Here is a 15,060-nt window from a genome sequence, read left to right as displayed (position 1 = left end):
CTTCTTCCCACTTGATACCGCCTGTGGGGCTAGTCTACAAATGCTTCATGACCTTGAGCTACGGCCTAGAGAGCTGCATTCCTGTCTGCGGCTCGGCGCAAGCATAAGGGGCTCATCGTTTTCCAAAGTCGATTGCGCGGAGTGTCCTAAGACCTCGGGACGGCGGCCCCGTGCCCTCAAGCGGGTCCGGCGACGGCCGGCCGGATCGCGCAAAGCAATGTCAGCTCCGACGTTGATGGGGTGTCCAGAGGGGAACGCTAAACGGGACAGCAGATACCTCCGCATTGGGTATTCCCCACGACAGTTTTCCTCACAGGCCGGCCGGAAGTGTGCTCGGAAGCTCCTCCGCATACTCCCTCAGAGCTCTCTTATACCCATCGAGTGGGGAGCGTGACACCAGTCACGCTCCGTCTGGATTGCTCACAAATGACTTCCGTGGTGGAATAGAGTTGCTTGCCTACCTATCGGTAGGTAGGCAAGTAAGTGAGTTCATTCGACTTTTGAGGAGATCCCTACAGTGACTACTATTCAGCGCCAACGGAAGGTGGGTGCGTGGTTCGCGGTGTCGCTAGCACTGGTAACCATCCTGGGCCCTGCCGGCACCGACATGTACCTGGCCTCCCTGCCCGACATCGTCCAGCAACTCAACGGAACCGCAGCGTCAGGCCAGTTGACCCTCACGGTTTACCTGCTGGCGATGGGTGCGGGGCAACTAATTTTTGGCCCACTCACCGATGCATTCGGACGACGTCGGCCCCTCTTGGGCGCCCTAGTGGTATTTCTTCTGGCGTCTCTCTGGGCGGCAGCCAGCCCAACCATGGGAACCCTTCTAGCGGCTCGCACCTTGCAAGGGCTCGCGGCGGCGCTGACTCTCGTCGTGGCCTTGAGCATGGTTCGAGATGCCGCTCAGGGAGTGCGCGCCGCTCAGCTCTTCGCATTGTTGATGACAATCGAGGGCCTTGCGCCGGTGCTTGCACCGACCCTTGGCGGGTTCGTTGACCAGCACTTTGGCTGGCGTGCAGTGCTGCTGGTTCTTGCAGGTCTGGCTGCCATCGCACTGGCCAACTCGACAGCCAACCTGCGTGAGACCCTCCCGGTGGAGACCCGATCCTCCCTCCGGCTGGGAATGGTGCTTAGCACTTACAAGCGAATCGCAAAGGATTCCGGATTCTTGCTTCCCGCCTTAGGGCTGTCCGCGGTGTTCTTTTTCCTCTTTGGCTACATCGGAGGTGCACCATTTATCTACCAAGGTCATTTTGACCTTGACGCCAACACCTTCGGGCTCGTGTTCGGAGGAACAGGACTTGCCGTTATGTTCGGTGCCATTGTCGCTGGGCGCACCGTGACACGATTCGGTGCTGGTGCACTAGGAATGGCTGGGACGATCATCGTCGCGCTCGGTGCCGCGGTCGGTTTCGTGCTGACGCTGTTGGGAATGGGTCTACCGGGTATCGTCATTGGCATGTTCATTTCCCTTTTCGGCATTGGTATCGCGGAAGCGACACTTATGGCACTGGCCATGGCTTCCCAGCACACGTCCCTGGGTTCTACCGCAGCCCTGCTAGGAGCATTCCAGCTCATCATCTCCTCGGCCGCTACCCCCATCGCAGGAGTAATGGTCGAAGCAGGGCCACTGGCCTGGCTGGCATTCCTGATGGTGGTCGGTGCGGTTGCCATTGCTATCGTGGCAGTGAGCGTCAAACGAGCACCTGCCGTGACCGATCTCGGCAGCCACTAATCGTTTCGAACCAAAGAATACGGAGCATCAGCACCCAATGTCATTGTCCCCATCGGCAAAGAAGATTTGCACCGTTGCTGTTGACCACTTCGCAGAATTCGGTTATGACGCGTCCTCGCTCACGGTGATCGCGGAACAGGCCGGGATGCGAAAGGCTTCCCTCTATGCCCACTTTGCCAACAAGGATGCGCTCTTCAACGAGGTCATGGACATCGCCCTGCGGGAGGAACGTCTCGCTGCAAGCAATGCCTTCGCCGCAGAATCAGGTGTACCTTTGCCCGGCGGTGAGTATCTAAACGCCCTGCACCCCAGATACGCATCGTCGGCGGACTTCCGTTTTTTGCTGCGCACCGTCTATGCTCCGCCGCTCGCGCTCCGCGAGGAAGTGATCACCAAGTACCGACTCTTTGAGGCTGACCTAAGATCACTGTTCATAGCAGCTCTGCCCAGAAGTCTCGACCCGCGCAATGCCACAACGCTAGTAGATGCATACCTTGGCATCGTCGACAGCCTGCAGGTAGAACTTATCTACAATTCACCAGAGAATTACGAGGCCCGACACCGGGCCCTCTGGGAGATACTTCAGCGATATCCAATCTCATAGCAGGTGGTGAGCCCTAGGGTGGGCGTGGTTCTCACGGACCACGCCCACCCTGGGGCTTACTGACAGCTCGGATCGTTGCATTGGATGTCAAAACTTCAAGACGTTGAGGACTCCGGCCTCGACTACGCTGAAAAGGCCCGGCTCAAAACCGATCTTTACAGGCCGCGGAGCTACGGCGGTAACCGCCATTTTTGGGTTAAAGAAGGACTTCCATTACCCACTAACAGTCGTAGTTCACTGTCGAATTTTGGTGCTCCGGTATCGCGGTAGCGAACGGGAAAGAGTGCTTTTCGTCGTCGACGGAGCTGCATCGTCCCGTTTGGGGATCTGTCCGAATTGACAATTTGAACCGTCCCGATAGGGGGTCCTCCACCGGAAACGACCGCTCGAAATAGGAGTTACCGAGAGCGCCAAGCCTGTGAATCGCAACGATAAGTGGCGGCGAATTCTTAGCGGTAAATGGCGCTCTCGGCGCCTGCTAGGGGAACCTTCAGCGGATATCGTCTTGGATGGACTCGCACGCACAAGGGGGCGACGTCGTCTCAGGTACGGCGTCTCCTATCACCGACCTCTGGTGAGCATTCTCGGCCAGCCATCCCTAACACGTGGTGTGAGGCTACTCTGCTCTTCTGGATCAAGGCCGCAATCATCCGCTGTCAAATTACGAGCCGGTGGAAGGCTCCGAGACGTTCTGCCGCGTTGTCCCAGGCCAAGTGACTTTAGGCGATGAGGTCTAGTTAACAACCGACTTCTTGGACTCGAAACACGATATCCAAGATGTCCATACGCCGGAGTACCAATCGGTAGCGAAGATTATCCTCCGGCGGGCCAGCAGGTCGCTTAGCGCCGGGTGGGGGATCTTTTTCCGGTCCTTTAATTCGAGCAAGGTTTCGGTCAAGGTAGCGACCACCATTAAAGTCGCAATCGTCGAGACCAGGAGTGCCGTAATCAGGGGCGGGTAGCCTGATACGGCTGCAGCGAGAACAATGAAAAGGCTGTTGCGCACAAAGACCCACGCGCCAGCCGCCGAATCAGCTGCAACCGTCGCCGTTCGGCCTAACCTGGCTAGAAACCATGGTTTTGATAGTGAACCGAAGCAGGCGCACTGCAGGTTACGAAGTCTAGTTGCCCGGAGGATGTACGAGGCCGTAAATGCGATCACAAGTGACGCCGAAAAGGGGCCGCCCGCTTTCGAGAAGCCGAAAAACAACATGGCACTGGCTGCGATCTCCATGCCGATCACAAAGACCCCGATGGAGCGACCGGAATGTCCACCAAGCAGGGCCTCCACGTCCGCGCGAAACTGGGCAAAGGACAGGGTTTTTAGGCTGCTACTTACGAGCCAGAGAAAACCGAGAATCACCGAGGCCAATTGGACTACTGTCGGCGAGTCCACGGTTCACTCTCCAGATACTCGTCGAAATTCGGCGCGGATGCCTTGTAAAACGGCCTTGACTAGAGCCTCTCGCGTTGCCGGGGAAAACTCGCCGTTGTATGACCAACGCAGCTCGATATCTGCGGGGTTTTCCCCATAGGCCACTGCCTGAAGTGTTAGCTTCTCAACTCGCTTTTCCTGCTTAGGCGGGGAAAAGTCTTTGTGGTTGGCTGTCCCTACGCCTTGCGCGGGAGAACCTGCATGCCATGTCATCTCTACCTCCTAGGTCATTCGATATCACTAGCAGTAAACGCCGCAGCACCATCCAGTCTGGAGGACGGGATCGCACTTGCCGAGGGGTTTCGCCCCAATATCGGGATTCGGGCTTGTGTTGTAGACCGTGCACGAGTCCACTGATCTCGGCCCGAACTGACACTCACTTATTGTGTCCGTGCAATAGCCGATGCATGTGCAGGGGTACTGGTAGTTTCCTGGACAGTCGCAGCCATAGAGGCGTTGTGTGCCGAAGTCGCAGGCGCTGGGCGGTGCTGCCGCGGCCGATGGGGCAAACCCAACCAGAGAGCCGATGCTTCCTGCCGCGAGGACGGTCAGTCGCGTGAATGACCGCCGATCAAGAGCGATTCCCCCGCTCCGCGGGGATGGGCGTTCCCCCGTGCCTTTCATACCAACTCTCCTTTTTGGGCTAGCTGCTGGACAACCCAATTCACATCGGGGGCAGGCTCGTAGTCCTTTGCTTCTAGACGGTCCATGACGATTGCAGTGGGCGTTCCGTGGACGCCAGCGGCGAAAAGAATGTCGCTTCCCGCATCGGCGTGAAGAGTCCAGCCAGCACGTTCGATGGATTGCATCATGGCGGGATTGCCGGAAGCCGAGGGCGCCGTCGGCGTTGTGACGAAGAGCAGATTCTTATTGCCGCTGAGATCGGCTTTCCGGAGCAGATCATCGACTAGCTTTCGGCAGCCCGGGCAGCCGCTAGAAACGAACATGACGACGAGCATGTCGTGTGCGGAGCGGGAATAGAATTCGTGGAGGTCTGCAAGTTCGCGTGGCATGCGCCCCTTCCTGAACCACTCGGGCTCCGGTGGGATCGTCACCAATTCGCGAAAAGAAGTCAATTCACTGCGAAGGATGGCCACTTCCCGCATGGTTCCCAGAATTGCTAATAAAAGGACCGCTACAATGAAAGCCAGCACCCATACCATTTTATTTCCCCCAACTGAAATCGTATGTCGTCGCCAATGTAACAAGTTTCCTGTTTGCCGACAAGGTTTAGCTTTGGCCCATAAAGTTACAGTTTTCCAAGACACTCCAGGCCCATCTCGAACTGTGGAGAAGAGTGGCTACATTCCGGAGCGTGGCCTGTCTCGGAAACATGCCTTGCGGCAAACCGTCTTGATCCCTCCGCATCGAGGGGTTTTTGGGGCAGAATGACCTGGTGAGACATCTCGGATATACACGGGTCAGCACCAAGGGCCAGGACGCGCAGCTGCAGGTCGACGCCCTCGTCAAGTCGGGCGTGCAGGAGCGGGACATTTTCGCCGATGTCACATCAGGCAGCCGGACCGCGATCTCGCGCCCCGGAATGAAGAAGCTCCTCGAATACGCCCAGCCCGGTGACACCGTCGTGGTGTGGCGGGTCGACCGGCTCGGGCGGTCCCTGATCGACGTACTCAACACGGTCAAGCTCCTCCGGGAGCAGGACGTGCAGGTGAAAAGCATCTCGGACGGCATCGATCCATCGACGACCTCGGGCCGGTTGATGCTGAACATGCTCGCCACGTTGGCCGAATACGAACGCGAACTGATCACCGAACGCGTGAACGCCGGCATCACCGCCGCGCGGAAAAGCGGAACCAGATTCGGCAGACCCCTGTCGGATCCCGTCGTGGTCGCCGACAAGCTCAAGCTCGTCGCCGAGGCGAGGGCGAAGGGCCGCACCGCGGAGGACGCGGCGAAACTCGTCGGGTGGAGCCGGGCCACCCTGTATCGTCACCAGCAGGCCTTCGCGGCTCGCGAGGGCACCACCGTGTAGGTGTCTCGTGGACGCGGCGGAGCGGTGGCGTGTTCTTCGGCTTCATGTCGAGGACCAGATCCCGCTCGCTGTCCTTGCCCGGGAGACCGGAATCTCCGTCCGGGCGCTGCAACGTTGGAACCGGCTCTACCGGCAAGGCGGCATCTCGGCCCTCGAACCCAACCCACGCAGCGACAAAGGCGTCCGCCGAACGTCGAGCGAGACGGTCGCGTTCATTGAACGTTTGGCACTCACCCGGCCACGCCCAGGCATCTCCACGTTGCATCGCCTTGCCGCCACCGATGCGCAACAGCGCGAGCTGCCGGCGCCGAGCTATGCAACTGTCCGGCAGATCGTGCAGGCCCTCGATCCGGCCATGGTCACGCTGGCGCTTGAGGGGCCCGCGTCGTATCGGGACAAGCACGAGCTGGTCTTCCGCCGCCGCGCGGAACATCCGAACCAGACATGGCAGTCAGACCACACCGAGCTCGACATCCTCATCGTCGGGGCTGATGGGAAACCCGACCGGCCTTGGCTGACCACCGTGATGGATGACTACTCCCGCGCCATCTGCGGATACATGGTCTTCACCGACACCCCGTCAGCGATTAACACCGCCCTTGCCCTCCGGCAGGCAATCTGGCGGAAAACGGACCCCACCTGGGCGATGTGCGGGATCCCCGACATCCTGCACGTGGACCACGGCTCCGACTTCACCAGCCACCATCTTGAGAGAACTGCTATCGCCCTGCATATCAGGATCATCCACTCAACCGTCGGCCGGCCCCAGGGGCGGGGGAAGATCGAGCGGTTCTTCGGCACCATCAACACCGAGCTTCTGGCTGCGCTACCTGGCCATCTCGGCTCCGGCAGCCGGGCACCAACACCCGTCCTCGATCTTGCAGGGCTCGACGGAGCGGTCGGCGACTTCATTGGCACCTATAACGACAGGGTCCACAGCGAGCTGGGGATCTCGCCGCGCGACGCGTGGGTTGGCGATGGCTGGCTTCCCCGCATGCCGCAGAGCCTGGAAGAACTCGACGGGCTGCTCCTCACCGTTCCGAAGAGCCGGGTCGTGCAACGCGACGGCATCCATTTCCAAGGCCAGCGCTACCTCGCCCCGACCCTGGCCCCCTTCGTCGGACACACCATCACAATCCGGTACGACCCGCGCGACATCTCCGAGATCCGCGTATACGACCGGGACACGTTCATCTGCACCGCCATCGACGAAGCCCACCCCAACCTTCGCCTCAGCCTCCGCGATATCGAAACCGCCCGCCGGGCCCGCCGCAAACAACTACGCCGCGCCATCAACGACCGCATCCCCACCGTTTACACCCGCGAAGAACCCCGCAACCCCGAAACCACGAAACGGCGGCCACGGCTGCGCACCTACGAAGAGGACGAGTGATGAACCAGGCATTCATCGTCACCAAAGAGCACCGGCGCTTCACCGAGTTCGCCAACGCCGTGCGGAAAGAGAAGACCATCGGGATCTGCCACGGCGCGGCCGGCGTCGGGAAAACCAACTCCGCCCGCCGCTACGCGAACTGGGACGCGCTCGAGGCCTACATCAACGAGTGGGGACCCCGCGGAGACCACGACGCAAAGCACTATGCCCTCGCGAACCGATCCCGCACCGTCTTCTACACACCCGAAGTCCTCTGCCGGCCCAGGGATCTCATGGCCGAGCTCGCGCACTGGCAGATCAAAGTCGGGATCTGCGTCGAAGAGCACCTCCAGTCCCTCAAACCCGAAGTGGTGACGGTAAAACAAGGAGACCTCACTCGTCTCGTCGAGCTGCTCATCGTCGACGAAGCCGAACGGCTGACCCCCACTGCCCTGGAACTTCTCCGCGACCAACACGACCGGACCCATCTCGCGATGATCCTGATCGGCATGCCCGGCATCGACGAACGATTCCGTCACTACCCGCAGCTTTACAGCCGGCTCGGATTCTCACACCAATACCGCACCCTCGGACGCGAGGAGCTCCTGTTCGTCCTGGACCGTCACTGGAAACGGCTCGGAAAAACCCTCGACCCCGATGACTTCACCGACGCGCAAGCCATAGCGGCGATTGAACGGATCACCCGCGGCAACTTCCGGCTCCTCGAACGGCTCTTCCCCCAAATAAGCCGGGTGCTCAGGATCAACCAGCTCGACACCATCACCGACGACGTCGTCGAAGCCGCCGCCAGCATCCTCGTCATCGGCAGCTAATGACTCAGAGCGATCACAAAACGCCGCCAAAGAGCGCCAAACTCCACAGCCAAGCCATCACCGTCCCGTAAGACCCGTCCGGCGAGTCGTCCGGTGACGGGTCCTTATGTGACACACTGATCTGCATGTCTGAGATCATCATCGGCTATGCACGCGTGTCCACGGAAGAGCAAGACCTCACCGCGCAGCGTGATGCCCTAGCAGCCCTGGGCGTCACCTCGGAACGCATCTATGTTGATCATGGGTTTACCGGCACCAACAAGAATCGTGCCGGCCTACGCGAAGCCTTGGCCGCATGCCGAGCTGGGGATACCTTCGTCGTTACCAAGCTGGATCGCCTAGCCCGCTCCGTCCGGGACGCCCACGAAATTGCCGATGACCTCGCCAGACGCGAAATCAAACTCAGCATCGGCGGTTCCGTCCATGACCCTACCGACCCAATGGGCAAACTCCTGTTCAACGTGTTGGCGATGATCTCCGAGTTCGAAGCTGACCTTATTCGGATGCGCACCCGCGAAGGAATGAAGGTTGCCAAGGCCAAGGGCAGGCTGCGGGGCAAGCAGCCCAAACTCTCAGCGAAGCAGGAAGAGCACCTCCTCGAACTGCACGCCGCTGGGGAACACAGCAAGGCGGAGCTAGCTGAGCTGTTTAGCGTCGGTCGCTCCACTGTCTATCGAGCCATTGAACGCGGGCGGCTGCGGAACTTAAAGGAAGACAACCGCTGACACTGCTGTCCTGCCCGTGCAGTCGTATTCGAAAAACGACACCGGCCCGCTAGCCGTCGATACGGGCCACCAGACGGCGGGCATGGCGCAGCAAGGGCTCGTCGACCATCTGTCCCTCGAAGGAGAAGACCCCCGAGGCGGTGCGTGCCGCCTCCAGAATGGCCCGGGCCCGCTGCACCGCTTCCGGGTCGGGGGCGTAGGCGGCCCGGATCACCGTCATCTGGGCCGGGTGGATGCTGGCCTTGGCGGCGAATCCGCTGGCGACCGCGTCACGGGTCTCGGCGGCGAGACCCTCGGTGTCGGGGATGTTGATGTAGACGGAGTCGATGCCGGCCTTCCCATAAGCCCCTGCGGCCAGCAGGACGGCTGCCCTGGCATGGACGGCGACGTCACGGTAGGAACCGTCGTCGTGCCGGCTGGAGGTCCCCCCAAGGGAGGCGACCAGGTCCTCGGCTCCCCACATGAGCGCCACGACGTTGGGCTCGGCGGCGATGGCCGGCGCGTTGAGTACACCCAGCGCCGTCTCGCACAGGGCGATGACCCGATAGTCGGCCAACTGCCTGAGCTGTTCGACGGTTTCGGTCTTGGCCAGCATCACGGTGCTGTAGGCGGTCTCCCCCACAGCCGCCAGGTCTTCGGCGAAGTCCTCGGTGTCCACGGGGTTCACCCGGACGATCGTACGTCCCGGATCCAAGGGCGTGTCCACCACCGATCGTCGGGCCGCCGGCTTATCGGTGGGTGCCACGGCGTCCTCGAGGTCGATGATCACCGCGTCGGCCCGGGCGGAGGCCTTGGCATAGCGTTCGGGCCGGTCTGCGGGGCAGAAGAGGATGGCCGGCCCCATAGTGAAGGCCGGTGCAGAGGTATCGCTCATGACTGCTTCTTCCCGGCATCCAGGTGTCCGGCCTCGGTCCACATCAGCACGGTGCGCGAAGCCTCGGCCACCACCTCACCGTCCTGGTTGTGCCCGGTGTGCTTCATGGTGGCGATCCCCTGCCCGGGCCTGGACTTCGAGGGACGCAGCCCGGTGATCTCGGTTTCGGTATACAGCGTGTCCCCGTGGAAGAGCGGGTGGGGGAAGTTCACGTCGTTCAGACCCAGCTGTCCGATGATCGTGCCCTGGGTCAGCTGTCCCACCGACTGGCCGACCAGGGTGGCGAGGGTGAACATCGAGTTCACCAGGCGCTGCCCGAAAGGCTGGGTGGCGCTGAAGGCCGCGTCCAGGTGCAGGGCCTGGGTGTTCATGGTCATCGTGGTGAACAGGACGTTGTCCGTCTCGGTCATCGTCCGCCCCGGGCTGTGTGCGTAGACGGTCCCGACCTCGAGTTCATCGAAGTAGAGCCCGCGTTCGACCACGCGCCGCCCCGGAGCCGGGGTGCCGCCGTCGTTCGCTGCATCAGCGTTCATATCCTTCTCCTAGAGTCCGAGTTCGCGGGCAATGAGCATCAGCTGCACCTCGGTGGTGCCTTCGCCGATCTCGAGGATCTTCGAATCCCGGTAGTGACGGGCGACGACGAACTCGTTCATGAAGCCGTAGCCGCCGAAGACCTGGGTCGCGTCCCGGGCGTTGTCCATCGCCGCTTCGCCGGCGATCAGTTTGGCCATGGCGGCCTCGGTGGTGAACGGCTTGCCGGCGAGCATCTTCGAGGCGGCACCATAGTAGGCCAGCCGGGCGCTGTGGGCGCGGGCCTGCATGCGGGCGATCTTGAATGAGACGGCCTGGAACTTTCCGATGTTCTGGCCGAATGCGGTGCGCTCCTTGGCGTAGCGGACCGATTCGTCCACGCACCCCTGGGCGGCGCCGGTGGCCAGGGCGGCAATGGCAATGCGCCCCTCATCGAGGATGGACAGGAAGTTAGCGAAGCCTCGGCCGCGCTGACCCAGCAGGTTCTCCTGCGGGACGGTGACGTCCTTGAACGTCAGCGGGTGCGTATCCGAGGCGTTCCAGCCGACCTTGTTATAGGCCCTCTCCGCGGTGAAGCCCTCGGTGTCGGTGGGCACCAGGATGGTGGAGATCTCCTTCTTCTCCGAACCGTCGGCCCGCGTCGAGGTCCCGGTGACGGCGGTGGCGGTGACCAGGCGGGTGATGTCGGTGCCGGAGTTGGTGATGAACTCCTTATTGCCGTTGATCACCCAGTTCCCGTTCTCTTCACGAGCCGTGGTGCGGGTTCCACCGGCATCGGAGCCTGCCTCGGGTTCTGTCAGGCCGAAACCTGCCAGCGCCTGCCCGCTGGCCAACTGCGGTAGCCACTGTTCCTTCTGCGCGTCGGTGCCGAAACGGTAGATCGGCATGGCGCCGAGCGAGACCCCTGCCTCCAGGGTGATCGCGACCGACTGGTCGACCCGGCCCAGCTGTTCCAGGGCCAACGACAGGGCGAAGTAGTCCCCGCCCATGCCGCCGTGTTCTTCGGGGAAGGGCAGGCCGAACAGGCCCATCTCCCCCATCTGGGAGACGACGTCGTAGGGGAAGCTGTGCTCCTCGTCGTGTTTGGCGGAGACGGGGGCGACGACGTTGTCGGCGAAGTCGCGGACTGTATCGGAAAGGTCCTGGTAGTCGTCGTCGAGTTCGAGGTTCGGCATGGAGGGGTCCTTAGCTGGTGGTGGTTTCGGTAGCGGGCGCGTCGGCGCCCGTGGTCTCGGGGGTCACGGTGGCCACCGAGGCCCCGGCGGAGACGTGGTCCCCGACGGCGACATGGATGGTGGCGGTGCCGGTCAGGCCGGCGACGAGGGGATGTTCCATCTTCATCGCCTCCACGGCCAGCAACGGTTGGCCAACCTCGACGTGGTCGCCGGTGGAGACCAGCACCGAGACGACGGTGCCGGGCATCGGTGACCGGGATTCGGGGTCGCCGCCGGCTTCCTCGCGTTCGAGGCTGGCCAGTCGGCGGTGCACAACGGCGCGGCGGTCAAGCCAGCGCACATGGGCGCCATAGCCGCCCGAGGCGATCCAGGCTTCGCGTCCCGCACTGGCCGGGACTTCGGCGAAGGCGGGGACGACGTCGGAGGCCGTTGCCCCGTCGGCGCCGTCGCCCTCCGGAGGCAGGGTCACCATATGCAGTTCGCCGTCGATCTCCAGGGCCAGGGTCCGTTCCCGGTGGCTGCCCAGGCGCCAGCCATCCGATGCCCAGGCTCCGAAGCGTGGGATGGTGGCCGGTTCCACGGCCAGGAAGCAGCGGGCGATCGACCGCAACTCGTCTTCGCTCGGGCTGCGTTTGTCCTGGATCCCCCACCGGTCGATGAAGGTGGTGTCCAGACGTCCGGCCTGCACATCGGGTTCGGCGATCAGCGCCCTGAGGTATTCGAGGTTGGTTTCGACGCCGAGGATGACGGTTTCGGCCAGCGCCGTGTCAATCCGGGCCAGGGCCTGGACCCGATCGTCGCCGTGGGCGATGACCTTGGCCAGCATCGGATCGTAGTCGGGGGTGATGTCGGAGCCGGTGGCGATGCCCGAGTCGACGCGGATGCCTTCACCGACGGGGTCTTCGGCGCGCAGGATCGTCCCGATGGAGGGCAGGAACCCCTGGGCCGGGTCCTCGGCGTAGACGCGGGCCTCGATGGCGTGGCCTTCCAGGGACAGGGCCTGCTGATCGAGCTCGAGCACCCGGCCGGCGGCGACCCGGATCTGCCATTCGACCAGGTCCACCCGTGCGCCGTTGAAGCGCACGACTTCCTCGGTCACCGGGTGCTCGACCTGCAGACGGGTGTTCATCTCCATGAAGAAGAATTCGTCGGGGTTCTCGTCCGAGACCAGGAACTCCACGGTTCCGGCCCCGACGTAATCCACCGAGCGGGCCGCATTCACTGCCGCCTGGCCGATCCGCTCGCGGATCCCGGCGCCACCGTCCTGCATCTGCAGCAGCGGTGCGGGCGCCTCTTCGATGACCTTCTGGTGCCGGCGCTGCAGCGAGCATTCACGTTCGCCCAGGTGGATGGTGTGCCCGTGGGTATCGGCCAGGATCTGGACCTCGATATGCCGGGGGCTGCGCACCAGGCGTTCGAGCAGCAGCGTGTCGTCGCCGAAGGAGCTCTTCGCCACCCGGCGGGCGGTCTGCAAGGTGGCGGGCAGCTCGGCCGCGGACTCCACCGCATGCATTCCCTTGCCGCCGCCGCCGGCGGAGGGCTTGATCAGCAGCGGGAATCCGACGTCGGCCGCCGCCGCGATCAGGGCGGCATCGTCCATCCCGGGATCGGCGACCCCGGGGACGACGGGGACACCGTGGCTGGCCACATGGTTCTTGGCCCGGATCTTATCGCCCATGAGGTTGATGGAATGGGCGCTGGGGCCGATGAAGGTGATCCCGGAACCCTCCAGTGCGCGCGCGAACTCGAGGTTCTCGGACAGGAACCCGTAGCCGGGGTGGACCGCCTGGGCGCCGGAAGTGCGGCAGGCATTCAGCACGGCGTCGATGTTCAGGTAGCTTGCGGCGGCGGCCGCCGGGCCCAGGCAGACGGCGTCGTCGGCTTCCCGGACATGGCGGGCCCCGGCGTCGGCTTCGGAGTAGACGGCGACGGAGCGGATCCCCAGCCGGCGCAGCGTCCGGATGACCCGGACGGCGATCTCGCCACGGTTGGCGACGAGCACGGTATCGAAGAGCGGTGACTCTACGTGGTTTTCGGTCATCGGGGGATCACATCCTGAAGACGCCGAACGAGGTGTCCGGCAGGGGTTCGGTGGCGCAGACGTCCAGGGCGAGGCCGAGCACCCGGCGGGTGTCGGCGGGGTCGATGATTCCGTCGTCCCAGAGGCGCGCGGTGGAGTAGTAGGGGTTGCCCTGGTCTTCGTATTGTTCGCGGATCGGCTCCTTGAAGGCCTCTTCCGCGTCCTCGCTCCAGGATTCGCCGGAGCGTTCGATCCCGTCGCGTTTGACCGTGGAGAGCACCGAGGCGGCCTGGGCGCCGCCCATGACCGAGATGCGGGCCGCAGGCCACATCCACAAGAAGCGCGGCGAGTAGGCCCGCCCGCACATCGAGTAGTTCCCGGCACCGAAGGAACCGCCGATGACGACGGTGAGTTTCGGGACCCGGCAGGTCGCCACGGCGGTGACCATCTTCGCGCCGTTCTTGGCGATGCCGCCGGCTTCGTAGTCGCGTCCGACCATGAAGCCGGAGATGTTCTGCAGGAACACCAGCGGGATGCCGCGCTGGTCGCAGAGTTCGATGAAGTGGGCGCCCTTGAGCGCGGATTCGGAGAAGAGCACGCCGTTGTTCGCCACGATCCCGACCGGGTGGCCGTGGATGCGGGCGAAGCCGGTGATCAGCGTGGTCCCGTAGCCGGATTTGAATTCGTGGAAGCCGCTGCCGTCGGTGATCCGGGCAATGACCTCGTGGACGTCGTAGCGGCCGTTGACGTCGACCGGGACCGCCCCGTAGAGCTGCTCGGGATCGGCGACGGGGTCCTTGGATTCGATGACGTCCCAGGCCGGTTCGGCCGGCGGCGGGAGCGTTTCGACGATGTCCCGGACGATCTGCAGGGCATGGCCATCGTCCTCGGCGATGTGGTCGCTGACCCCCGAGGTCTTCGAATGCAGTTCCGCCCCGCCGAGCTCCTCGGCCGTGACGACCTCGCCGGTGGCCGCCTTCACCAGCGGTGGTCCGCCCAGGAAGATCGTCCCCTGGTTGCGGACCATCACCGTCTCGTCGCTCATGGCCGGCACGTAGGCGCCCCCGGCGGTGCAGGAGCCCATGACCGCGGCGATCTGCGGGATCTTGCGGGCCGAGAGGTTGGCCTGGTTGTAGAAGATGCGCCCGAAGTGGTCGCGGTCGGGGAAGACCTCGTCCTGGCGGGGCAGGAAGGCGCCTCCGGAGTCGACCAGGTAGACGCAGGGAAGATGGTTCTCCAAGGCGATCTCCTGGGCCCTGAGGTGCTTCTTGACCGTCATCGGATAGTAGGTGCCGCCCTTGACGGTGGCGTCGTTGGAGATGACCAGGATCTGGCGGCCATGGACCAGACCGATCCCGGCGATGACTCCGGCGCCGGGGCAATCGCCGTCGTACATCCCCTCCGCGGCCAGCGGGGCGATCTCCAGGAACGGTGATCCCTCGTCGAGCAGCGCGTCCACGCGTTCGCGGGGAAGCATCTTTCCGCGGTCGATATGCCGGCGGCGGGATTTTTCGCTGCCGCCGCGGGCGACGGTATCCAGACGGTCACGCAATTCGGTCACGAGGGCGCGCTGGGCGGCGTCGTTCTCGGCGAAGACGTCGGCCGCCGGGTCCAGGTGGGAGGCCAGGGTTTCCATCGGTAGCTCTTCCTCGGCGTCGGGGGTGGTTGCCGTTCCACACGGAGACAACCAATAGTTTGAGTTAATAGGTACTAACTGAAATAGACGTTAGTATTCATTAACTGAAATGTCCAGCACCTCT

Annotated in this window: 14 protein-coding genes; 6 read left to right on the top strand and 8 right to left on the bottom strand. The window is 63.1% G+C overall.

All coding sequences use genetic code 11. The features are described 5' to 3' along the window. The first annotated feature begins 517 nt into the window (after positions 1–517). The gene (locus tag ACT3UE_RS03005; protein ID WP_301422374.1) at positions 518–1,738 is read left to right on the top strand and encodes a multidrug effflux MFS transporter; all 1,221 of its coding nucleotides are present in this window, start codon (positions 518–520) and stop codon (positions 1,736–1,738) included. Between the two features lie 37 nt (positions 1,739–1,775). Further along, entirely contained in the window at positions 1,776–2,342 is a 567-nt protein-coding gene (locus tag ACT3UE_RS03000; protein ID WP_301422375.1) for a TetR/AcrR family transcriptional regulator, read from the top strand. 733 nt (positions 2,343–3,075) lie between these two features. On the opposite strand, the gene ACT3UE_RS02995 is transcribed toward ACT3UE_RS03000, so the two are convergent. From ACT3UE_RS02995 to ACT3UE_RS02985, 3 genes are all read right to left on the bottom strand, one after another. Next, positions 3,076–3,714, bottom strand: coding sequence for a MauE/DoxX family redox-associated membrane protein (locus ACT3UE_RS02995; protein WP_301422376.1), 639 nt, complete (start codon positions 3,712–3,714; stop codon positions 3,076–3,078). Between the two features lie 27 nt (positions 3,715–3,741). Next, entirely contained in the window at positions 3,742–3,990 is a 249-nt protein-coding gene (locus tag ACT3UE_RS02990; RefSeq protein ID WP_443390562.1) for a hypothetical protein, read from the bottom strand. A gap of 407 nt (positions 3,991–4,397) precedes the next feature. After that, positions 4,398–4,931 (bottom strand): hypothetical protein, encoded by a 534-nt coding sequence (locus ACT3UE_RS02985; RefSeq protein WP_444555385.1) that lies wholly within the window; start codon positions 4,929–4,931, stop codon positions 4,398–4,400. 242 nt (positions 4,932–5,173) lie between these two features. On the opposite strand from ACT3UE_RS02985, the gene ACT3UE_RS02980 reads away from it, so the two are divergent. The 4 genes from ACT3UE_RS02980 (at position 5,174) to ACT3UE_RS02965 (ending at position 8,700) form a co-directional block, all read left to right on the top strand. Further along, positions 5,174–5,770: a recombinase family protein gene (locus ACT3UE_RS02980; RefSeq protein ID WP_301422378.1), complete on the top strand. Its 597-nt coding sequence runs from the start codon at positions 5,174–5,176 to the stop codon at positions 5,768–5,770. A gap of 7 nt (positions 5,771–5,777) precedes the next feature. Then, complete coding sequence (locus ACT3UE_RS02975; RefSeq protein WP_301422379.1) at positions 5,778–7,163, top strand: Mu transposase C-terminal domain-containing protein; 1,386 nt, start codon at positions 5,778–5,780, stop codon at positions 7,161–7,163. Next, the gene (locus ACT3UE_RS02970; protein ID WP_301422380.1) at positions 7,163–7,975 is read left to right on the top strand and encodes an AAA family ATPase; all 813 of its coding nucleotides are present in this window, start codon (positions 7,163–7,165) and stop codon (positions 7,973–7,975) included. The genes ACT3UE_RS02975 and ACT3UE_RS02970 overlap by 1 nt, the downstream gene beginning before the upstream one ends. A 125-nt stretch (positions 7,976–8,100) precedes the next feature. Continuing rightward, positions 8,101–8,700, top strand: a complete 600-nt coding sequence (locus ACT3UE_RS02965) for a recombinase family protein (RefSeq protein ID WP_444555384.1) — start codon at positions 8,101–8,103, stop codon at positions 8,698–8,700. A 49-nt stretch (positions 8,701–8,749) separates the two neighbouring features. On the opposite strand, the gene ACT3UE_RS02960 is transcribed toward ACT3UE_RS02965, so the two are convergent. Genes ACT3UE_RS02960 through ACT3UE_RS02940 form a run of 5 tightly spaced genes read right to left on the bottom strand, consistent with a single transcriptional unit; the run spans position 8,750 to position 14,936 of the window. Further along, positions 8,750–9,574, bottom strand: coding sequence for an HpcH/HpaI aldolase/citrate lyase family protein (locus ACT3UE_RS02960; protein ID WP_444555383.1), 825 nt, complete (start codon positions 9,572–9,574; stop codon positions 8,750–8,752). Further along, positions 9,571–10,107 (bottom strand): MaoC family dehydratase, encoded by a 537-nt coding sequence (locus ACT3UE_RS02955; protein WP_444555382.1) that lies wholly within the window; start codon positions 10,105–10,107, stop codon positions 9,571–9,573. Before ACT3UE_RS02955 ends, ACT3UE_RS02960 begins: the two co-directional genes overlap by 4 nt. A gap of 9 nt (positions 10,108–10,116) precedes the next feature. Further along, on the bottom strand, positions 10,117–11,280 hold the full coding sequence (locus ACT3UE_RS02950) for an acyl-CoA dehydrogenase family protein (protein ID WP_444555381.1): 1,164 nt from the start codon (positions 11,278–11,280) through the stop codon (positions 10,117–10,119). 10 nt (positions 11,281–11,290) lie between these two features. Continuing rightward, positions 11,291–13,321 (bottom strand): ATP-binding protein, encoded by a 2,031-nt coding sequence (locus ACT3UE_RS02945; protein WP_444561739.1) that lies wholly within the window; start codon positions 13,319–13,321, stop codon positions 11,291–11,293. A gap of 7 nt (positions 13,322–13,328) precedes the next feature. Beyond that, entirely contained in the window at positions 13,329–14,936 is a 1,608-nt protein-coding gene (locus ACT3UE_RS02940; protein WP_444561740.1) for a carboxyl transferase domain-containing protein, read from the bottom strand. Positions 14,937–15,060 lie beyond the last annotated feature (124 nt).

Origin of the sequence: Arthrobacter sp. 179, assembly GCF_052379645.1 — a bacterium.
Classification (GTDB): Bacteria; Actinomycetota; Actinomycetes; order Actinomycetales; family Micrococcaceae; genus Arthrobacter_H.
The sequence above is the reverse complement of the archived record's forward strand: the minus strand, read 5'-3'. Positions and strand labels throughout refer to the sequence as shown.

Excerpts from the sequence above, each read along its gene's own strand:
- ACT3UE_RS02940 (WP_444561740.1), bottom strand. The coding sequence starts at position 14,936 with ATGGAAACCCTGGCCTCCCACCTGGACCCGGCGGCCGACGTCTTCGCC.
- ACT3UE_RS02965 (WP_444555384.1), top strand. The coding sequence starts at position 8,101 with ATGTCTGAGATCATCATCGGCTATGCACGCGTGTCCACGGAAGAGCAA.
- ACT3UE_RS02960 (WP_444555383.1), bottom strand. The coding sequence starts at position 9,574 with ATGAGCGATACCTCTGCACCGGCCTTCACTATGGGGCCGGCCATCCTC.
- ACT3UE_RS02970 (WP_301422380.1), top strand. The coding sequence starts at position 7,163 with ATGAACCAGGCATTCATCGTCACCAAAGAGCACCGGCGCTTCACCGAG.
- ACT3UE_RS02950 (WP_444555381.1), bottom strand. The coding sequence starts at position 11,280 with ATGCCGAACCTCGAACTCGACGACGACTACCAGGACCTTTCCGATACA.
- ACT3UE_RS02945 (WP_444561739.1), bottom strand. The coding sequence starts at position 13,321 with ATGACCGAAAACCACGTAGAGTCACCGCTCTTCGATACCGTGCTCGTC.
- ACT3UE_RS03000 (WP_301422375.1), top strand. The coding sequence starts at position 1,776 with ATGTCATTGTCCCCATCGGCAAAGAAGATTTGCACCGTTGCTGTTGAC.
- ACT3UE_RS02955 (WP_444555382.1), bottom strand. The coding sequence starts at position 10,107 with ATGAACGCTGATGCAGCGAACGACGGCGGCACCCCGGCTCCGGGGCGG.
- ACT3UE_RS02990 (WP_443390562.1), bottom strand. The coding sequence starts at position 3,990 with ATGACATGGCATGCAGGTTCTCCCGCGCAAGGCGTAGGGACAGCCAAC.